Raw genomic sequence first — 18,640 nt, forward strand, 5'->3', positions numbered from 1 at the left:
GAGCCTCGAACATCGGGTACGCAAAGTCAAGGTTTGGGCGGCCTTGGACTACGCAATGCGCGGCAATTCGGGATCCAAGCTGCGCTTACGCCAAGGCATCGCGGCGGCCGATGACGTCATCGAGCGCGGCGACCTCCCACAGGCCGAGCGACTTGTCCGCGTACCGCCCGCCGCCTTCGCGACAGCCTTCGACGATCACCTCGGTCGGCTCGGGAAAACCGAACGGCGGCTGGAAGTTGAGCGGACGCCATTGACGTCCTCCCGGCCGTGAACGACCGGGATTCCTACCGCGTGCGTGTGCGTCGCTTCGGTGGGTTCCTGTTTCATCGAGATGTGCTCCCCGCTAGGCGGAGAGGCTGACCGCCTCTCCGCAGGCGTTTTGTCTCTCCGCCCGTCCGGCGGCGAGGATGTTTTTAGCTGCGTTGTGGTCGCGGTCGTGGACCGCACCGCACGGGCACGACCACTCCCGGACGTTCAACGGTTTCTTGCTGTCGACGCGTCCGCAGGCGGAGCAGGTTTGAGACGACGGATAGAACCGGTCGATGCGATGCACGACGCGCCCGCACCGTTGGGCCTTGCCGTCGAGCATGCGCAGGAACGTTCCCCACGCTGCATCGTGTACCGATTTCGCCAGGCGCGTGCGTGCCAGACCGGACACGGCAAGGTCTTCGACGTACACCGCTTGGTTGTCACGGATGATCGCCGTGGACTGCTTGTGTGCCCAGTCGGTACGCGAGTCGCGTACCTTGGCGTGCGCTTTGGCCACGCGGACGCGGGCTTTGGCGCGGTTGTTGCTGCCCTTGGTCTTGCGGGACAGGGCTTGCTGCGCTTTGCGGAGTTTGCGTTCGGCGCGGCGCAGAAACTTCGGCGCGGAGATGGCCTTGCCGTTCGAGAGGACCGCGAACGTGGTGAGTCCGAGGTCGATACCGACGTCCGTATCGGTGGCTGGTAGTGGTTCGGCGTCGACGTCCACGACGAACGACGCGAAGTACCTCCCGGACGCGTCCTTGATCAGGGTGACCGATGACGGGACGGACGGGAGTTCTCGTGACCAGCGAACCCGAAGGTCGCCGATCTTCGCCGCGTACAAGCGCCCGTTCGGTTTGAGACTGAATCCGTTGCGGGTGAGCCGTATCGTCTGCCGGTTGTCTTTGCGGGACCGGAACCGAGGTGCCCCCATGCGATGTCCAGCGCGTTTCCCGGACATCGAATCGAACCAGTTTCGGTATGCCGCGCGTGCGTCCTGGCATGCCTGCACCAGGGCGACTGACGCGACTTCGGATAGCCACGCGCGCGTTTCGGTTTTCTTCGCTTCGGTGACGACGCGGCGGAAATCCGATCCCGGCCGGGGAGGGTTGTGCAGGCACTGGACGAGGCGGATCCGCGGCGGATCGGCGATTACGCGGTGCTGCGGAGGCTGGGCCGCGGTGCCATGGGGACCGTCTACTTGGGACGTTCGCCGGGCGGCCGATTCGTCGCGGTGAAGGTGGTCCGCGCCGAGCTGGTCGCCGACGACCGGTTCCGGGCGCGGTTCCGGCGGGAGGTCGAGATGGCTCGCCGGGTCGGCGGGTTCTGGACCGCTGTGGTCGTCGATGCCGATCCGGACGCCGCACAGCCGTGGCTGGCCACCGAGTACGTCGCCGGGCCGAGCTTGCACCACGCCGTCACGATGCAAGGCCCGCTTCCCGAACCCGCCGCCCTGCGTCTGGTCGCCGGGCTGGCGGAAGCGCTCGGCGCGATCCACCGCGCGGGACTCGTGCATCGGGATCTCAAGCCGTACAACGTGCTACTGGGCGGAGACGGGCCGCGCCTGATCGACTTCGGCATCGCGCGGGCGGTGCACAACACCGCCTTGACCGCCACCGGCGAGTTCGTCGGCACACCGGGTTTCCTTTCCCCCGAGCAGGTTTCCGGCGACCCGATCGGTCCGGCCAGTGACGTGTTCGGCCTCGGCGCAGTCCTCGTCTTCGCGACCACCGGTACGGGGCCCTACGGCACCGGCGACACCGACACCGCGGTTCTCCTGCATCGCGTCGCGCACGGCGAGCCGGAACTAGGCGGTACTCCCCCCGCGGTGCGAGAGCTGGCATCCGCGTGTCTGCGGCGCGACCCCGCCGACCGGCCGACGACAGCACAGGTACTCGAACGTGCTGGCGGTGCGACGGCAGCGAGATCGACACTTTGGTTGCCGCCACCCGTGCAGACGCTCGTCGCGCAGCACCAGACGTGGTTGAGCACTGTCACCGGCGACGAAATCGTTGGCGACACGGCGAAATCCCGGCACGAAGTGTCATCCGAGTCCGGCGACGTGACCACGTTCCGCACCTCGCGACTGCCCGCTGTGCTGTGGTCGGGCGCGAGCGCGACGGCCGCGATAATGGTCAGCGGCCTCGGGAATCCGGCTTTCCCGCCACCGGTCCGCCTGTCCGGGGTTCTCGCCACCACGTTGTGCTGCGCATTGGCCGGATTCTGGCTCGTCATGGCCCTGCGGCCACGACACGTCCTGCGGATCAGCGCTGCGGGCATCGAGGTCGCGCAACGGCGCCGCCGCCACCCGCAGCTGGCCTGGCGTGACATCGCTCGGACCAGGGTCGTGGCAGCCCGCGGGAAAGGACTCGTGGTCTGGATGCGCTCCCAAACGGCCAACCCTGCCGAGCGCGCCTTCGCCTCCTACCACGACGAAGTCCGAATCTACCCGCTGCGCGGCACCCGGCGTGGCCGCAACCACGAAATGCGCGAGCTGCAGGCGGCACTGGCCTGGTACGGACAGCAGACCTACGACAGCAACCTATAATCCGGACCTGCGGGCCACCGCGGCGGCACCGGTGTCAAGATCGTTTTTTCGGCAGCGGCCGGGTGAGGTGGATGATCCGCTCGCCGCTGCCCAGGAGTCCGGTACGACCGCTGGGACGGAAACCAGCCCGGTCATAAAGGCGAAGGGCACGCTGGTTACCCTCCCCGGTCCACAGTTGCAGGAGCGTGTGGCCTTGGCGGACGGCCTGCTCGCGCACCTCGTCGAGCAGGAGTTGTCCGATCCGGTTTCCCCAGTGGTCGGGACCGACGAAGACCATGGAGATGTGACACAACCCTGGCAGGACTTCGCCCGCCCCATCTCGGTCCCGGCCCGGCTCGGCTAGCGTCATGCCCACCAGTTCCCCGGCGCGCTCAGCGACGACTACGAGGGCGGCCGGGTCAGCCAGCTTGGCCCGGACACGGGCGATGCGTTCCGGACCGGGCGTCTTGTCCCTGGCGGTGTTGGCGCGCCGCCAAACGTCCAGGGCGGCGGTGTGATCCTCGGGTCGGGCGAGACGGGTCGTGGTGGTCATCAACTAATCGTGTCGCCAGAAGACAGGCACTTGCAAGCCACTCACCGCTGTTAGCGGCTGCGCGGATTGGCTTTCGTAGCGGTGCGGGTAGCGGAACCTCAGACGCTCCCTGGGCTGCGGGATCCCCAGCTTATGTATGTCCGACAGCGTGCGTCCGTTGTCACCGACCCGCATCCGTTCATCGGGGACCGGCGAATTCGGTGTCCACAGTGGCCTGTTGATCCATCCGGACCAGGCTCGCGGCCAGCAGGTGCACGCCGGTGGCGATCTGCGCGGCGTCGGTCCACTCGTCGGGGCAGTGGCTGCGGCCGTCCCGCGACGGCACGAAGATCATGCCCGCCGGGCAGCGCGCCGCCAGGTGCGCGGCGTCGTGACCGGCGCCGCTGGGCATCGCCAGCCACGACGCACCGAGCTCGTCGGCGGCGGCCGCGGCCAGGTTCTGCACGGACGGATTCGTCGGCACGACCGGGTTGTCCGCGGACCAGTCGACCAGCAGCTCGACCCCGTTCTCGGCGCTGTGCCGGGCGATCTCATCCACCACCCGGCGACGCACCCCGGACAGCCAGGTCTGGTCCTCGCTGCGGAACTCGGCGGCCAGCAGCGCCCGGCCCGGAACCACGTTCTCCGCACCGGGTTCGATCCGCAGCGCACCGCAGGTGGCGACCGCGGAGTCCGGGCCCGCGCAACCTTCGCGCTCGACGGTCAGCACCGCTTTCGCCGCCGCCACCAGCGCATCCCGCCGATCGCCCATCCGCCGGGTTCCGGCGTGGTCGGCGCGCCCGATGAAGGTGGCGAGGAACCGCTCGATGCCGACGATGGCGGTGACCACCCCGATGTCCAACCCGCGCTGCTCCAGCGTGGGCCCTTGCTCGATGTGCAGTTCGAGATAGCCGTGCAGGCGCTGCATCGCCCAGGTCGGTGCGAGCAGGCCGTCCGGGTCGAGCCCGAACGCCGTCGCGACGTCGCCGAGCCGCTTGCCGTCGACACCAGTTCGATCCAGGGTGTCCGCGGTGAGCACGCCGGTCGCCGCCTGGCTGCCGAGACAACTCCCGCTGTAGGGATTGACTTCCTCGCCGAGGAAGTCGACCACCAGCAGGTCGTGGTCCAGCTGGGTCCCCGTTTCGCGCAACCGGCGCACCACTTCGATGGCGCCGAGCACGCCGACGACCCCGTCGAACCGGCCACCGCCCTCGACGGTGTCGGTGTGCGAGCCGGTGACCAGCGGCGGGCCGCCGTGCCGCCCCGGTAGCCGTCCCACGATGTTGCCCGCCGGATCGGTGGTGACCGCGAGGCCAGCATCCCGCATCCGACCGCGCACCCAGTCCCGCGCGGCCCGGTACGGCTCGCTGAACACCCGCCGCGTCCAACCGGCCGAGTCCGCCTCGCTCAGCCGCGCGAGATCGTGCAGCTCCGACCAGAGCCGTTCCCGATCGGGTTCCAACAGTTCGACGTTCATGCAGATCGCCTCCGCGTCGGCGAACAAGGGGTTCAGTCAAACGTTCGAAAACTACGTCGCGGCGTCGTCGAGGTCAAAGACGCGGCGCTGACCGATGAGTTTCGGCCGCGGCGCCAGTCGGTACCTGTAGAGCAAGTGTTCGTCGCGTTGCCGAGGAGGAGGGCCATGCGCATCGAGTTTCCAGGCGAGTCGCCGGAGTACCGGGCGGCCCGCGATCGGCTGCTGGAACGAGAGGTCGAGCTGCGGCGGGCGATGGAGTCGGTCGCCGCTGCCCGGCGACAACTGCCGCCAGGCGGGTTGGTGCCGGAGGATTACGTCTTCCAGGGCGCCGGGCCGGACGGCGCCCCGCGGGATGTGCGGCTGTCCGAACTGTTCGACCCGGGGAAGGGCTCGCTGGCGATCTACAGCATGATGTTCCCGCGGTACCCCACCGATGACCGCCCCGGGGCGAAAACCGGGACAACGGCGGAGCTGAAGTTGGAGGAGGCTCCGTGCCCGTCGTGCACGGCATTCCTCGACCAGTTGGACGGAGCCGCCGAACACCTCGGCCAACGGCTCAACTTCGCCGTCGTCGCCAACGCCCCGCTGCCACGTCTGCTCGCCTTCGCCACGGAACGCGGTTGGCGACGTCTGCGGCTCCTGTCAACGGGCGGCAACACCTACAACCGCGACTACCTCGCGGAGACCGAGGAGGGTTATTCGCTGCCGATGTTGAACGTCTTCCAGCGCGAGGGCGATGAGATCCGGCACTTCTGGGGCTCGGAGATGTTCTACGCGCCGAGCGATCCCGGCCAGGACCCGCGCCACAACGGAACGCTCGAACCCCTGTGGAACATGCACGACCTGGCCCCCGAAGGTCGCCCGGAAGATTGGCACGAACAGCTGAGCTACGCCTGACACGGCACCGGCCCAGCAACCGCCGCTGAAACTCTCCCGAGGACGTTTCGGATTCTGTCGCTGGGCTCGCTTCGCGTGGCGGTGCGAGTGGCGCCGTTCGGGCGAGAGCCGTCATCGCTGCACGAGCAGCACGGCGTACTTGTTGCCTGCTCGTGCTTCCTGCCGGGTCAGCCCAGCCCGTTCGGCGACCCGGATGGCCGCCGTGTGGAAAAGGATAAGCCGCGTCGCAAACCCAATTCAGTGCGCGCGGCCGAACTACACCCCGAACTGGCCGAGCATCAGCCGCGTCATCTCGTGCAGCCGCATCGCCGCGTCGTGGTCGAATGCCTTGTGCGCCAAGCTGATCTGCTCGCCTGTGACGAAGGCGGTCGAGCGGATCACCGCGGTGTTGTTGGGTGATCGTGCGCGGGTCTGAGCGCGGGCGACTCCTGGTCGACCTTTTCCAGCAGTTCCAGCAGGGTGTTGCGCTGTTCGTCGGTGAGCGGGGCGAACAGCTCACCGGCCGCGCGGGCGCGGAACTCGATCAGCCGCCGACACATCTTCCGACCGTCGTCGGTCAGCTCCAGCAGCGTGGAGCGGCGGTTGTCGGGGTCGACTTCGCGGCGCAGCAGACCCGCGTTCTCAAGCGCGTCGACGATCGGGGTCACCGCGCGCGGCACCACGTGCAGCCGTGCCGCCAGCTCGGTCATCCGCGGCGGCGCCTCGCACCTGCCGAGCACGGACAGCGCACGGGCCTGCGCGGGCGTCAACCCGAAGTCCCCGACGCCGCGTCGCTGGAGGACGTGCGCGGTCTTGGCGAGCCGCAGGAACAGCCCGCCCAGGCGTTCTTCCGCATCACCGGCTACCACCCGGCCAGTTTAACAGAGTGACGGTAATAGTGAACTATGGTAAATATGAAGGTGACTCTGTATCCGCTCTGCTGGAGCCGCCTATGTCGTCCCCCGAACAGTCCACGCCGCAACCCACGCCGCAACTGACCCCGCAACCCACGCAGCTGCGCCGCATCGTGCGCCTCTTCCGCCCGCACCGAGGCACGCTCCTCGTCGTAGCGCTGCTGGTCGCCGTTTCGTCCCTGGTCTCCGTGGCGTCCCCGTTCCTGCTCCGCGAACTCCTCGACGTGGCCATCCCGCAGCGGCGCCTCGGCCTGCTGAGTGCGCTGGTGCTCGGCATGATCGGCGTGGCCGTCGCGACCAGCGTGTTCAACGTCGCGCAGACCTACCTGTCCACCAAGGTCGGGCAGAGCGTGATGCACGACCTGCGCTCCGCGGTCTACGCCCGGCTGCAACGCATGTCGCTGGCGTTCTTCACCCGCACCCGCACTGGCGAGATCCAGTCCCGCATCGCCAACGACATCGGCGGTATGCAGGCCACCGTCACCTCCACCGCCACTTCGCTGGTCTCCAACCTCACCACCGTGGTGGCCACCCTGGCCGCGATGGTCGCGCTGGACTGGCGGCTGACGATCGCATCGGTGGCGCTGCTGCCGGTCTTCGTCTGGGTGGGCCGCCGGGTCGGCCGGGAACGCAAGCGGATCACCGCCACGCGGCAGCGGCAGCTCGCCGCGATGTCCGCCGAGGTGCAGGAATCCCTGTCCGTCAGCGGAATCCTGCTGGGCCGCACGATGGGGCGGGCGAAGTCGCTGACCGACTCCTTCGCCGCCGAGTCGGCCGCGCTGGCCCGGCTCGAAGTCAGTTCCAGCATGGCGGGCCGGTGGCGGATGTCGACCATCCAGATCGTGATGACGGCGCTGCCCGCCCTGATCTACTGGACCGCCGGAGTCACCAGCACCTTCGGCGTCCCGCTGATCACGCTGGGCACCCTGGTCGCCTTCGTCACCCTGCAGCAGGCCCTGTTCCGGCCGACGCTGTCGCTGCTGTCCACCGGGGTGGACGTGCAGAGCTCGCTGGCCCTGTTCGGCCGCATCTTCGAGTACCTCGACCTGACGGTGGACATCGAGGAACCCAGCCGCCCCGTGCGGCTGTCCCGGATCGAAGGCGAAGTGCGCTTCGCGGACGTGTCCTTCGGCTACTCCCCCGAAACCGCCGACGGCACGCTCACCGGAATCGACGTGGCGGTACCGGCCCGCACCAGCCTCGCGGTGGTGGGCGAAACCGGATCCGGCAAGACGACCTTGAGCTACCTGGTGCCCCGGCTCTACGACGTCACCGACGGGGCGGTGCGCATCGACGGCGTCGACGTGCGCGAACTCGACTTCGACACGCTGGCCGACGCGGTCGGCGTGGTGCCCCAGGAGCCCTACCTGCTGCACGCCTCGGTGGCCGACAACCTGCGGTTCGCCAAACCCGATGCCACCGACGAGGAACTGGTCGCCGCGGCGAAGGCCGCGCAGATCCACGAGCAGCTGGCGAGCCTGCCGGAGGGCTACGACACGATGGTCGGCGAGCGCGGATACCGGTTCTCCGGTGGGGAAAAACAGCGGCTGGCCATCGCCCGCACGATCCTGCGCGACCCGCCGATCCTGATCCTCGACGAGGCGACCAGCGCGCTGGACAACCAGACCGAACAAGCGGTGCAGCAGGCCCTCGACGCGCTGTCGGCGGGCCGGACCACGATCACGATCGCGCACCGGCTGTCGACCATCCGCGATGCCGATCAGATCGTGGTGCTCGACGGTGGCCGGATCGTGGAACGCGGTACGCACGAAGAACTCCTCGCCGCCGACGGCCGCTACGCGGCCCTCCTCCGCCGCGACGACCAACTGGCCTCCGCCGCGTGAACACCACGGCGGTGCCCGATGGCTCAGCGAAGTTCTTTCGTAGCGCAGAGTTCACCCGTTTCGCACTGATCCGATGCCGGGCGCGCTTCTAGGGTCGCGGTGCCCAGCTGGCTGAACTGCCATCGGGCCAGCGGGTTCCACCTCTCATCGTCAGGAGCATGCCGTGGAACGACGCACCTTCCTGCGTGCCGCCGTCGCCAGCAGCACCGCCATAGCCTTCGGGTTCAGCGTGACGCGCGAAGCCATCGCATACCCGGCCCAGACCGGGCCCAGCCCCTACGGACCGCTGCAACCGGCCGATGCCAACGGCATCGAGCTGCCGTCGAACTTCACCAGCCGCGTGATCGCCCGCTCCGGCCAGGCAGTTTCCGGCACCGACCACATCTGGCACGGCGCGCCCGACGGCGGTGTCTGCTTCGCCGATGGCAGCGGGTGGATCTACGTCTCCAACGCCGAACTGGGCGGCGGCGCGGGCGGCGTGAGTGCCGTTCGGTTCGACAGCGGCGCCAACATCACCGGCGCGTACCCCATCCTGTCCGGCACGACCCAGAACTGCGCCGGTGGTGCCACGCCGTGGAACACCTGGTTGTCCTGCGAGGAAACCGACCGCGGCTACGTCTTCGAAACCGACCCGTGGGGCAACCAGACCGCCATCCAGCGGGATGCGATGGGGCGGTTCAAGCACGAGGCCGCTGCCGCCGACCCGGACCGCCAGGTCGTCTACCTGACCGAGGACGAATCCGACGGCAACTTCTACCGCTTCGCCCCCACCACCTGGGGCGACATGTCCGCGGGCACCCTCCAGGTGCTCGTCGAGGGCGACGGCGGGCTGTCGTGGGTGGACATCCCGGATCCGGACGGCAGTCCCATCCGCACCCGCCACCAGGTCACCGGCGCCAAGGTCTTCGACGGTGGCGAGGGTGCCTACTACCGCAACGGCACGTGCTTCTTCACCACCAAGGGCGACAACCGGGTGTGGGCCTACGACGCGGCCAACAACGCCCTGGCCATCGCCTACGACGACGACCTGACCGACAACCCGCCGCTGACCGGTGTCGACAACATCACCGGCGCCCAGGTCGGGGACCTCTACGTCGCCGAAGACGGCGGCAACATGGAGATCTGCGTCATCACGCCCGACGACGTCATCGCCCCGTTCCTCCGGGTCACCGGGCAGGACGAGTCGGAGCTGTGCGGAGTCGCGTTCAACCCGGCGGGCGACCGCCTGTACTTCTCCTCGCAGCGCGGCACCACGGGCGCCAGCAGCGACGGCATCACCTACGAGGTAACCGGCCCCTTCCGCAGCTGAGCCGCGAGGCCTCGGCAAAAGGGCCACGGGAGCCGGGCCGTGGTGCCCGTCCTGTCTGCGCGACGGCACACCCCCTCGTGCCGGTGCGCGCGGCGGCCGAGTCTCGTGCGGCCGCTTGAAGACCGGTTCCGGGATCGAGGCAGCCAGCCCCCTGCCGTGCCGGGCACGGGGCTGGCGCTGCCCACCGTCGCAGCCGCATTGCGAATTTTGCTGGCTCGAAGTAGTGGTGGTATTCGCATCACAGAGCATTGGGTACCGATCTGTTTCCATCTGCTGATACAGTGTTGAAGAAGTCGCAGTTGAATTTGATCGACCGGCCCGGAAATTCGCCGACGAACGTCGCGAAGCACGTCAGCAGACGGCCTCAGGGAGGGTGATATGCCAGAGTTTTCGCACGTCAGTGCGCCTACTCAGTTCCTGGAGGCTGGCGAGCGGCACGCGGACGGCGCTTCGCCGATCTCCAGTCGATCAGCCAGCCGACCCTGGTGGTCAACGGCACTCGGGACATCATGGTGCCCACCATCAACTCCTACCACCTGGCGCAGCACATTCCCGGTGCGCAGCTGATCGTGTACCCGGACGCCGGGCACGGCAGCCTGTTCCAGTACCCGGAACTGTTCGTCGGCCACGTCGCCCGTTTCCTGGACGCCGAGCCCGCCTTCAGCTGACCGGCGGCATTCGCCGTGCTGCGGAGAGGAAAACCGTGCCGACCGAGGAAAACGCCAGTCGCGCCCGCTTGCTCCAGACCGCGGCCGAGCTCTTCTACCGAGAAGGCATCGGCGCGGTCGGGGTGGACCAGCTGTGCCGCAAGGCGGGCGTTTCGAAACGATCGATGTACCAGACCTTCGCGTCGAAGGACGATCTGCTCGTCGCCAGCTTGGAAGAATACGCACAGCGCTACCTTCGCCTGTATTTCCCCGAAGATCTGCGCGCGGAGCCGCCGAGAACGCTCATCCTCCGGGTCTTCGAGCGACTGGAGGAAAATTCGACCAGGGCGACGTACGTGGGCTGCCCGTACGTGAGCACGGCATCGGAACTGCATGATCCGCAGAGCGTGCCGACCCAGGTTGCCAAGCGCCTCAAGAACGAGTTCACCACCTGCTTTCAACGCCTGGCCGAGCTCGGTGGCGCGGCCGATCCGGAAGAACTCGCCAAGCAGCTCACGGTGCTCTTCGACGGGGCCGTCATCCGTTCGGCCGGATACGGCGAGGAACTCGCGGGGCTTTGCGCCGCGACCGCGGAGATCCTCCTCGACGCGCATGGGATGACGAGCGACGGCCCGTTCGAGCAGCGGCAGGCCTGATCGCGGTGGCCCTCGGCCCACTCGTCGGTCTGTTCGGCCAGCACGGCCCCGACAAGGCGGGGCATCGCTGCTCGGTTCGGGAAGATCCCCACGACGTCGGTGCGACGGCGGATCTCCTTGTTCAACCGTTCCTGCGGGTTGTTGGACCAGATCTGCTTCCAGATCTCGCGGGGGAATCCGGTAAATGTGCTTCCCCTCGTAACGTGGAGACCTGATCAAGAGAGATGGTTTAGGTCGTGGGAGATAAGAGGCGCCGGTTTGATCCGGAGTTCCGTGCGGGTGCGGTGAGGATCGTGGCCGAAACAGGTAAGCCGGTCGCGAAGGACTGGAGGATCAGCGCGTACACGCTTTGCAACTGGGTGAAGGCCGAACGGAACAAGAGCGGAACGAGGGCGGGGCCCTCAATGACGCTGAGCGCGACGAGTTGGCGCGGCTGCGGGCACAGCGGGCGCAACGGGGAGAAGGCCTTGGGCCAAGTTGCGTGATCAAATGGACTGGGCGTTCGTATCGACAGTCAGCGATGGTGCAGTATTCTCTTGCGCAGCAAGGGAATACTGCGTTTCCATGGGTGGGTCGCCGAACCCGTCATATACGGCACCGTCTGGGCGGCAGTGCTGCAGCACGTCGGCGGCATCCACAGTGAACACCCCTCGCCGATGATGTGGAAGATCTCAGGGATGTTGGATGCGATGGCGCGTGAAACCACGTCATCCGTCGCCACTGAGTTGATCAGTTTCTCGTCGAGCAATCATCACCTGACAGTGGCGCCGCCTTACGATTGTGCTGAGCGGCAGTCCCACCACAGCCAGTGACTCGGTAGGTCAAACCGCCGCTCAGCCGTAAGAACCTGCTCCGCTCGGTGGCCAGGACCCGTCGCGTTCGCCCGGATGACTCCGCGTGAGGCGGCGTCGCGGCGTTCTTCACGCGGGCGCGGGCAGAGTGTCGAAAACGGACTCCACTCGGCGTGCCAGGTCGAGAAGTCCCCTGTCATGACCATGTGCGGCGTCGATCTCAAGTCCGATGGGCAGGCCGTGTCCGGTCAGACCGATGGGGATGCTGATGCCCGGGAAGCCTGCTCCGCTGGTGGGAACGGTGTTCTTCGCGAGGAACCGCTCATCGACCTCTTCGCCCGCGACGGTGAACCTCAACCGATGTTCGATCATCGGTGCGGGGCAGGGCGTCGTCGGAAAGAGCAGCGCACCGAACCCGCTGTGCGTGAATACCTTACCGAGCCGGCGCTGGAGTTCCGGGCGATCGACGGACAGTGTCGCGTCGTAGGTCTCCTGAGAAATATAGCCCTGCCCGCTCGGCAAGACGAGATGACTCCAGATCTCCTTGAGCTCGGGCTTGAGCTCGCTGTAGATTTCATTGAATGAAACCGGGAAGTTGTTCCGGCGGAGGAACTCCGAAACCGATTCCATCGTCTCACGGAAGAAGAGGTTCCACGTCAACCGATCCGCTAGCTGGGAAAAGTCCTCACCGAGGTCGATTTCGACAACTTCGGCACCAGCGTCCCGTAGGCGTAGGAGCGCATTCTTGAAATGCGATTCGGTCTCAGGATCGATCAACTCCATGTACTGCCTGGGAGCATAAGCGAATTTCGCCCCCTGCAGATCGGAGCGATCAGAAGGGGGAGCGGCTACATCCTTCGTGACGATCTGGTCGATCAGCGCGCAGTCTTCGACACTGCGCGCCAGGATGCCTGTCGTGTCGAGCGTGTGCGAAACCGGCGCGACGCCACCTCTCGGCCATCGTCCCGTGGTTGGCTTGAAGCCCACCACACCACACAGTGACGCCGGCACCCTGATGGAGCCAACCGTGTCGCCCCCCGATGCCGCAGGAACGATCCGAGCCGCGACAGATGCTGCGGAGCCACTCGAAGATCCCCCCGACACGTGGTCGTGGCCGTAGGGGTTCTTCACCTGTCCATAGCGGCTGTTGTTTCCGGTCAGCCCGAAGGACATTTCAACGAGATTGTTCTTGCCGAAGACAATACCACCGGCATCCTTGATAGCGCCGACAGCATCGGAGTCTTCGGCCGGCACGAAACTTCCCAAGGTTTCCACGCCAAGCGTCGTGCGAAGACCACGCGTTGCGTAGCTGTCCTTCACCCCGATCGGGACGCCGAGGACAGGAGCCCTGGAACCCGCGGCGCGCGCCTTGTCCGCATCCCTGGCCGCGGCCAGCACGGCGGATTCATCTATCGTGATGAAGGAATTCAGATCGGAATATTTCCGCGCGCGCCGCAGAAGTGCGGCCGAGTACGACTCGGACGTAATATCGCCATTGCGAATTGCGGCGGCAGCGGCTGCTACACCAAGTTCGGCCAGCTCATTGTCCCCCGACACCGGCACCGCGCCGACGGACGCTTCCTCGTCCTGCATGATATCTCCCTCAAATTCTGAGCGACTGTGGGCAAGGGACAAGCACATCGTTCTGGGAGCGGACCGACACTCGCTTTTGCATTACGATCACGATATGGAAACGCCTGACTGGACGCCCGCTGCGCAACACTGCTGCCCTCGCGATCCGCCGGCGGTCCTCAGATTTCCGGGCCGATGTGCGCTGGCCCGCACCGGTCCTTACTGGACGTCCGCCGCGCCTGCGGAGAGGGCGGGCGGCACAGGGACATCCAAAACCCGGAGGAGGTTGGCGACCTTGCGGTCCAGTTCCAGCCCGATGGCAGCGATGTCCGGGACGTCGAAGCTGGCGAATCGGGTGCTGGGCTGGTCGATGGAGAACCACGTGACGCCGTGCCGGTCCTGATGAATCGTCGTTCGCAGCGGGGCATAGAGCATCACCGCCGGGTCGTGCCTGTACATGCGTTCGGCGATCGTGTGATTTCCCATCAGGTAGGTAGCGCAGGATCCCGGATTACCGGCGAGCTGCATGAGCCCCCCGACATCAGTGCACCAGAACCGCATGAATCCGTGCGGTGCGTTCTCCTCGGCAGCGGTGAGCACAGTGTCCCAGCTCGCTCGCCCGGCGCGGAGCTGCGCCATCCGATCAAGGTCCAGTACCGGCACAGCAGCTTCGTACCGAGCCTGGAAATCCTCGAAGGACGTCCCCGTGTCGATCGACCACCGGACGACCTCGTGGGGAACTGCGACGAACTTGTGAGTGGACATTGCTGGTTCCTTCCTTTCTCAAGTGTAAGTGAAGAAGTGCAGGTTCTCCGGCCACAGGCCCGACGCGCGAGCGGACATTCAGGCCGCCGCGCAACGCGCCAGGCGGGCCGAGGTTCAGGTTGTGCACGAAACCTCCACAAGGTAAAGCGATCGCTCTACCTGAACCTAGCAGGTTCTTCGTAAGAAGTAAACCGATCGCTATACTTTCGGCATGGGAACGAGTGAGGCGATGGCCGGTGCACCCAGAGGCGGGCGCGGGGCGCGGGAGCGCATCCTGCGCGCCGCGGTGGAGTTGTTCGCGCGCGACGGTATACACGCCACCGGTATCGCGAAGCTGACAGACGTGGCGCACGTGTCGACTCGCACGCTCTACCAGCACTTCCCGAGCAAGGAGGCATTGGTCAGCGCCTACGTGCAACGGGTCGAGTCAGAGCCGGAAGGGCCCGTACACGCCGAGACCGCTCTGGAGCGCAGCGACCTCAGCGCACGCGAGCGTCTCCTGGAGCTGTTCGCCGAACGCCCGGCCGACTCGCCACCAGCAAAGGTCGTGCGCGGTTGCCCACTGCACAACACCGCCGTCGAAGCGGCCGGGACGATGCCCGAAGCCGCAGCACTGGTCGAGCGCCACAAAAGGGAGTTCATCGCGCGCCTGATCAAAACCGCTGCCGAGGCAGGCGCGTACGAGCCCGAAACCCTGGGACGGCAGCTCGCCGTGCTGTTCGAGGGCGCCCGCGCCCTGTCCACCTCGCTCAACGACACACCACCGTTCCAAGACGCCCGAGAACTGGCCAAAACGCTGATCAACCAGGCGACAGGACCCACCTGACAGCGCCACGAACCCACCACACCCGTCAGCCGGCCAGACCGACGTCAGGAGATGACCGCGCCAGGTCGTCGACCCGTACCAAGTCCTCCGGTCCCTCGCCAGCCAACCCGACCTCATCGGAATTGGGTAGCGGAAGCGTCGATTTCGCGCGAAATCGCCCGGGTACTTGCGAAGCACGGCTGGAAGCCGAACAGGTGGCTTCGGACGAGGCCGTCCGGTCTTCGATCTCGCCGTTGGTGGCGCAGGTGGATGCGAACGAGGTGAATTCGCAATTTTCTTCTTTTCCGGGTGGCAGGATAGCCGTGATCTTGTTCATCCGTGCGCCGCTACGGTTTCCGAGCCGGCAGAGAGGACTTTTGTGAACATCCACGACACGTGGCGGATCAGCGCGAAAGTGGTTCCAGCGGCGCTTGCCGTCGCGATCCTGGGCAGCGCATGCGCAACTCCACCCGAATCGGACACCTCCCAATCCCCTCCGCTCGGGCCGGTCTTCGCGCAGGGCTCCGGTGGCGGCAGCGGGATCGCTGGCACCGAGATCTTCAAAAAGGGCGAAGACGGCTACAACTGCTTCCGCATCCCGGCCATCGTGCGCACCCAGGACGGCAGCACCCTGCTGGCCTTCGCCGAGGGCCGCCGCCAGGACTGCGCCGACACCGGCGACATCGACGTGGTCCTCAAGCGGTCCACCGATGACGGCAAGACCTGGGGCGGCTTGGAACTCGTCAGCGACGGTGCCGGTGACACCCGGGGCAATCCGGTGCCCGTCATGGACGGCGCGTCTGGCCGGATTTCCCTGTTGACCACGCACAATCCCGGGTCGGAGTGCAAGTCCGGCGCGAAGTGCACGCGCACCCCCTACCTGCAGCACAGCGCGGACCCGAAGGGGACGAAGTGGACTGCGCCGCAGGCCCAGCCGCAGCTGACGAAGGCGGAGTGGAACACCTGGTACGCGACCGGCCCCGGGCACGGCCTCCAGCTGACCCAGGGTGAGCACCGCAACCGCATGGTCGTCGGCATCACCTTCGGCGGGGACGGCGGGCGCAAGGGCGCCGGGCTGATCTACAGCGATGACGCGGGGACCACCTGGGAGATCGGCGCGGTGGATGATCGCTCGGGCAAGAAGATCACCCCACAGGAGCTGAACCTGCTGGAGACCGTCGACGGTGCGATCTACGTAGCCGCGCGGAACCAGGACAACAGCGGCACGGAAACCGCGAGCGACAACCGCGCCGACGCCATCAGCACGGACGCGGGCGCGACGTTCAAGCAGGAGTTCTCGGTCGTGCCGGGGCTGAAAGGCCCGGTGGTGCAGGGATCCGTAGTACGGCTGCGCGCGAAGACCGCGGGTGATCCGAACAACCTGATCCTGTTCTCCGGCCCGTACAACACCGACCCGAAGATGGCGCACCGCCGACACACGCTCCGCATCCGCACCTCCGCGGACGAGGGCGCGAGGTGGGAAGAGGTCGGCACGGTCGTCGACGCCACCTGGGCGGCGTACTCGGACCTGGTCAACCTCGGCGGCGGTCGGGCGGGCCTGCTCTACGAGGCCGGACCGCAGGAGTCCAACGACGCCCACGCTTCGATCCGCTACGCCCACTTCAACGAGGCCGACCTCGGCAGCTGAGGAGTGCGCGGATGCCGGGCAGTTTTCCTGAAACTGCCGGGCATTCGGTGCGTTACCTGGTGGTGTCCAGCGGGAGCCAGAGGGCCAGGTGGCCGTTGATCTTGGCGTTGTTCAGGCGGATGGATTCCAGTTCGGACTGCGTCAGCGCGCGCCGGTAGGCGCGGACTTCGTCGATGGTGCCGTGGAAGCGGTTGGCGCCGTCGAGTCGTTGTCCGATGTGGATGCCCTGCACGCCGAACTCCTGGCCCTCGGTGACCGAACCCGGCGGAACCTCGGTCGCACCGACCTGCTGGCCGTCGATCCGCAGCACGAGCTGCCCGGCCGTGCGTTGCAAGGCCGCGTGGTGCCACTGCCCGTCGTTGTACGCGCTGGTCGACTGCACGCTGACGTTGAACCGGTCGACCATGATCAGCGCCCGGATCCGGTTCGACTCCGGCTCCGCGCGCAGCCACAGCTGCGGTGTGGTGCCGCTGCCGGTTCGGTAGGCCCACAGCAGGGCGTGCGAGCCGGTCGTGTCGGAGTAGCGGAACCACGTCGTCAGCGTGAAATCGTCACCGCCGAGGTCGATCGACTCGTTGAACGGCACCTCCACCCGGTCGTCCGCGCCGTCCAGCGCCAACCCGTTGCCGAAACGCCCCGGCACCAGGCCCGCGCCACCGCGGACGTAGGCGGTGTTGTCGTGGTGCGAGCTGTCGGGAGTCGTCGGGCCCGGTTCGGGCGGTCCGGGGATTCCCGGCGGCGTGCCGTTCGGGGTGGCGAGGTAGGACTCGTTGAAGCGCGCCCACCGGATCGACTCGTACGGCGTGGCGGCACCGGCCTCGTAGTACAGCGCGATCTCACCGCCGCCGAGCGCCACCAGGTCCGAATATCCCGATGGTCCCCACCAGAAGACCTTGCCCTGCTCCCAGGGCTGCCAACTGCGCCCCTCGTCGTAGGACGAGCGCACCGACATCGCCTCGCGCGCGACCGGATGCGCCGGTGCGGACACCAGGATCCGGTTCTCCGCATCGCCCTGGTCGGTGGCGTGCAGGCGCAGCGTCGAGGCCTGCACATCGGACATGGCCAGGTCGATGGTGCGGAACGGCTTGTCGAAGGTCTCTCCCCCGTCGCTGCTGATCGCGACCGCGCGGTGCCCCGGATCGGTGCCGCGTTCCCGGGCGAGCGCGTAGATCCGCCCGTCGGCCAGTTCGACGACGGTCACCTCCTGGGCGATGATCGTGCCGTCATCGACGGCCGCCGAGGCGCCGATGTGCCAGGTCTGGCCGCTGTCATCGCTGTAGAGCAGGTGCGTGCCGTAGACGTGCGGGTGCACGCCGTCGTTGATCTCGTGGCTCGCGCCGACGACCAGGCGACCGGCGTGCGGGCCGCGGACGAGCTGGATCCCGTGCACCGGACCGGTCGCGTACCAGAAGTTCCACTCCGGACGTTTGCCCTCGACCATCTCGCGGGGCGCCGACCAGGTGGCCCCGTCGTCGCCGCTGACCTGCACGTAGGGATCGCGGTCGCAGCCGTTGGGGCAGGGCTCGGGACCGTTGTGGGTGCTGACCACGACGATGCGACCGGTGCGCTCGTCGACGATCGGCACCGGGTTGCCGTGCGTCGAACCGTTGCCTTCGGAAACCACTTGCTGCGGGCCCCAACTGCGCCCGCCGTCGGTGGAGCGCCGCAGCACGATGTCGATGTCGCCGTCATCGCCGCAGTCGCCGACCCTGCCCTCCGCGAAGGCCAGCACCACGCCGCCCGAGGTTCGGACGACCGCCGGGATGCGGAAGCACGCGTAGCCGAAGTCCTGCTCCTTGAACAGGACCTGCTCGTCGACGAACGGCGGGGCCGCCGGTTCGGCGGCCATCCCGGATCCGGGTGGCAGGCCCACCAGCAGCGCGGCCAGCAGCACCGCGCCCCAGACCAGGGCCACCACTGGACGCGGCGGCTGTTCAGGCGCTTTTCCCATGTCATGCCCTTCCGGAGCAGTGAACGAGGCAAGACATACTACGTCCGACGTGGGATGCCCAAAAGGCCCACCTCGGCGGA

Annotated in this window: 19 protein-coding genes and 2 pseudogenes; 11 read left to right on the top strand and 10 right to left on the bottom strand. The window is 67.2% G+C overall.

The genetic code is table 11. The annotated features are described in order from the left end of the window. Positions 1–43: 43 nt before the first annotated feature. Complete coding sequence (locus tag ACTWQN_RS10110) at positions 44–271, top strand: hypothetical protein (RefSeq protein WP_443203106.1); 228 nt, start codon at positions 44–46, stop codon at positions 269–271. Between the two features lie 72 nt (positions 272–343). On the opposite strand, the gene ACTWQN_RS10115 is transcribed toward ACTWQN_RS10110, so the two are convergent. Further along, positions 344–1,399 carry an RNA-guided endonuclease InsQ/TnpB family protein gene (locus tag ACTWQN_RS10115; RefSeq protein WP_443203179.1) on the bottom strand — a complete coding sequence of 352 codons (1,056 nt, stop codon included), beginning with the start codon at positions 1,397–1,399 and terminating at the stop codon, positions 344–346. Here ACTWQN_RS10115 and ACTWQN_RS10120 point away from each other — a divergent pair. Next, positions 1,358–2,794, top strand: coding sequence for a serine/threonine-protein kinase (locus ACTWQN_RS10120; protein WP_443203107.1), 1,437 nt, complete (start codon positions 1,358–1,360; stop codon positions 2,792–2,794). The two genes, ACTWQN_RS10115 and ACTWQN_RS10120, sit on opposite strands and share 42 nt — an antisense overlap. Positions 2,795–2,828: 34 nt before the next feature. Here the strand turns inward: ACTWQN_RS10120 and ACTWQN_RS10125 are convergent, their stop codons facing one another. Then, complete coding sequence (locus ACTWQN_RS10125; RefSeq protein WP_443203108.1) at positions 2,829–3,326, bottom strand: GNAT family N-acetyltransferase; 498 nt, start codon at positions 3,324–3,326, stop codon at positions 2,829–2,831. Between the two features lie 178 nt (positions 3,327–3,504). Beyond that, positions 3,505–4,782, bottom strand: a complete 1,278-nt coding sequence (locus tag ACTWQN_RS10130; RefSeq protein ID WP_443203109.1) for a M20 family metallo-hydrolase — start codon at positions 4,780–4,782, stop codon at positions 3,505–3,507. Positions 4,783–4,947: 165 nt separating this feature from the next. On the opposite strand from ACTWQN_RS10130, the gene ACTWQN_RS10135 reads away from it, so the two are divergent. Further along, positions 4,948–5,679: a DUF899 family protein gene (locus ACTWQN_RS10135; RefSeq protein ID WP_443203110.1), complete on the top strand. Its 732-nt coding sequence runs from the start codon at positions 4,948–4,950 to the stop codon at positions 5,677–5,679. 255 nt (positions 5,680–5,934) lie between these two features. Here ACTWQN_RS10135 and ACTWQN_RS10140 read toward each other — a convergent pair whose 3' ends face one another. Together ACTWQN_RS10140 and ACTWQN_RS10145 are read right to left on the bottom strand one after the other, a co-directional pair. After that, on the bottom strand, positions 5,935–6,060 hold the full coding sequence (locus tag ACTWQN_RS10140; RefSeq protein WP_443203111.1) for a hypothetical protein: 126 nt from the start codon (positions 6,058–6,060) through the stop codon (positions 5,935–5,937). Next, positions 6,057–6,527 carry a MarR family winged helix-turn-helix transcriptional regulator gene (locus ACTWQN_RS10145; protein WP_443203112.1) on the bottom strand — a complete coding sequence of 157 codons (471 nt, stop codon included), beginning with the start codon at positions 6,525–6,527 and terminating at the stop codon, positions 6,057–6,059. The genes ACTWQN_RS10140 and ACTWQN_RS10145 overlap by 4 nt, the downstream gene beginning before the upstream one ends. Before the next feature lie 83 nt (positions 6,528–6,610). Here ACTWQN_RS10145 and ACTWQN_RS10150 point away from each other — a divergent pair, with 83 nt between their 5' ends. From ACTWQN_RS10150 to ACTWQN_RS10165, 4 genes and pseudogenes are all read left to right on the top strand, one after another. Then, positions 6,611–8,416: an ABC transporter ATP-binding protein gene (locus tag ACTWQN_RS10150; protein ID WP_443203113.1), complete on the top strand. Its 1,806-nt coding sequence runs from the start codon at positions 6,611–6,613 to the stop codon at positions 8,414–8,416. A gap of 163 nt (positions 8,417–8,579) precedes the next feature. Next, the gene (locus tag ACTWQN_RS10155; RefSeq protein WP_443203114.1) at positions 8,580–9,725 is read left to right on the top strand and encodes an alkaline phosphatase PhoX; all 1,146 of its coding nucleotides are present in this window, start codon (positions 8,580–8,582) and stop codon (positions 9,723–9,725) included. Positions 9,726–10,159: 434 nt separating this feature from the next. Next, a pseudogene (locus ACTWQN_RS10160) lies at positions 10,160–10,393 on the top strand (alpha/beta fold hydrolase); the annotation flags it as partial. A gap of 35 nt (positions 10,394–10,428) precedes the next feature. Continuing rightward, positions 10,429–11,028 (top strand): TetR/AcrR family transcriptional regulator, encoded by a 600-nt coding sequence (locus tag ACTWQN_RS10165; protein ID WP_443203115.1) that lies wholly within the window; start codon positions 10,429–10,431, stop codon positions 11,026–11,028. A 2-nt stretch (positions 11,029–11,030) separates the two neighbouring features. On the opposite strand, the pseudogene ACTWQN_RS10170 reads toward ACTWQN_RS10165, so the two are convergent. After that, positions 11,031–11,213: pseudogene (locus tag ACTWQN_RS10170) on the bottom strand (transposase); the annotation flags it as partial. Positions 11,214–11,264: 51 nt separating this feature from the next. On the opposite strand from ACTWQN_RS10170, the gene ACTWQN_RS10175 reads away from it, so the two are divergent. Both ACTWQN_RS10175 and ACTWQN_RS10180 read left to right on the top strand, forming a co-directional pair. Further along, positions 11,265–11,513: a transposase gene (locus ACTWQN_RS10175; RefSeq protein WP_443203116.1), complete on the top strand. Its 249-nt coding sequence runs from the start codon at positions 11,265–11,267 to the stop codon at positions 11,511–11,513. A 51-nt stretch (positions 11,514–11,564) separates the two neighbouring features. Next, positions 11,565–11,840 carry a hypothetical protein gene (locus ACTWQN_RS10180; RefSeq protein WP_443203117.1) on the top strand — a complete coding sequence of 92 codons (276 nt, stop codon included), beginning with the start codon at positions 11,565–11,567 and terminating at the stop codon, positions 11,838–11,840. Positions 11,841–11,948: 108 nt separating this feature from the next. Here the strand turns inward: ACTWQN_RS10180 and ACTWQN_RS10185 are convergent, their stop codons facing one another. Next, positions 11,949–13,412 (bottom strand): amidase family protein, encoded by a 1,464-nt coding sequence (locus ACTWQN_RS10185; protein ID WP_443203118.1) that lies wholly within the window; start codon positions 13,410–13,412, stop codon positions 11,949–11,951. A gap of 198 nt (positions 13,413–13,610) precedes the next feature. Beyond that, positions 13,611–14,030: a DUF302 domain-containing protein gene (locus ACTWQN_RS10190; RefSeq protein WP_443203119.1), complete on the bottom strand. Its 420-nt coding sequence runs from the start codon at positions 14,028–14,030 to the stop codon at positions 13,611–13,613. Between the two features lie 337 nt (positions 14,031–14,367). On the opposite strand from ACTWQN_RS10190, the gene ACTWQN_RS10195 reads away from it, so the two are divergent. Next, positions 14,368–14,982: a TetR/AcrR family transcriptional regulator gene (locus ACTWQN_RS10195; protein ID WP_443203120.1), complete on the top strand. Its 615-nt coding sequence runs from the start codon at positions 14,368–14,370 to the stop codon at positions 14,980–14,982. Positions 14,983–15,007: 25 nt separating this feature from the next. Here ACTWQN_RS10195 and ACTWQN_RS10200 read toward each other — a convergent pair whose 3' ends face one another. Further along, a complete protein-coding gene (locus ACTWQN_RS10200) occupies positions 15,008–15,298 on the bottom strand; it encodes a hypothetical protein (RefSeq protein ID WP_443203121.1) in 291 nt (96 codons plus the stop codon). 42 nt (positions 15,299–15,340) lie between these two features. On the opposite strand from ACTWQN_RS10200, the gene ACTWQN_RS10205 reads away from it, so the two are divergent. After that, positions 15,341–16,609, top strand: a complete 1,269-nt coding sequence (locus tag ACTWQN_RS10205) for a sialidase family protein (protein ID WP_443203122.1) — start codon at positions 15,341–15,343, stop codon at positions 16,607–16,609. Positions 16,610–16,661: 52 nt separating this feature from the next. Here ACTWQN_RS10205 and ACTWQN_RS10210 read toward each other — a convergent pair whose 3' ends face one another. Further along, a complete protein-coding gene (locus ACTWQN_RS10210) occupies positions 16,662–18,560 on the bottom strand; it encodes an exo-alpha-sialidase (RefSeq protein WP_443203123.1) in 1,899 nt (632 codons plus the stop codon). Between the last annotated feature and the right edge of the window lie 80 nt (positions 18,561–18,640).

It is taken from the genome of Saccharopolyspora antiqui, from assembly GCF_052246905.1.
GTDB lineage: Bacteria > Actinomycetota > Actinomycetes > Mycobacteriales > Pseudonocardiaceae > Saccharopolyspora.

Excerpts from the sequence above, each read along its gene's own strand:
- ACTWQN_RS10125 (WP_443203108.1), bottom strand. The coding sequence starts at position 3,326 with ATGACCACCACGACCCGTCTCGCCCGACCCGAGGATCACACCGCCGCC.
- ACTWQN_RS10135 (WP_443203110.1), top strand. The coding sequence starts at position 4,948 with ATGCGCATCGAGTTTCCAGGCGAGTCGCCGGAGTACCGGGCGGCCCGC.
- ACTWQN_RS10210 (WP_443203123.1), bottom strand. The coding sequence starts at position 18,560 with ATGGGAAAAGCGCCTGAACAGCCGCCGCGTCCAGTGGTGGCCCTGGTC.
- ACTWQN_RS10190 (WP_443203119.1), bottom strand. The coding sequence starts at position 14,030 with ATGGCGCAGCTCCGCGCCGGGCGAGCGAGCTGGGACACTGTGCTCACC.
- ACTWQN_RS10195 (WP_443203120.1), top strand. The coding sequence starts at position 14,368 with ATGGGAACGAGTGAGGCGATGGCCGGTGCACCCAGAGGCGGGCGCGGG.
- ACTWQN_RS10185 (WP_443203118.1), bottom strand. The coding sequence starts at position 13,412 with ATGCAGGACGAGGAAGCGTCCGTCGGCGCGGTGCCGGTGTCGGGGGAC.
- ACTWQN_RS10200 (WP_443203121.1), bottom strand. The coding sequence starts at position 15,298 with ATGAACAAGATCACGGCTATCCTGCCACCCGGAAAAGAAGAAAATTGC.
- ACTWQN_RS10130 (WP_443203109.1), bottom strand. The coding sequence starts at position 4,782 with ATGAACGTCGAACTGTTGGAACCCGATCGGGAACGGCTCTGGTCGGAG.
- ACTWQN_RS10150 (WP_443203113.1), top strand. The coding sequence starts at position 6,611 with ATGTCGTCCCCCGAACAGTCCACGCCGCAACCCACGCCGCAACTGACC.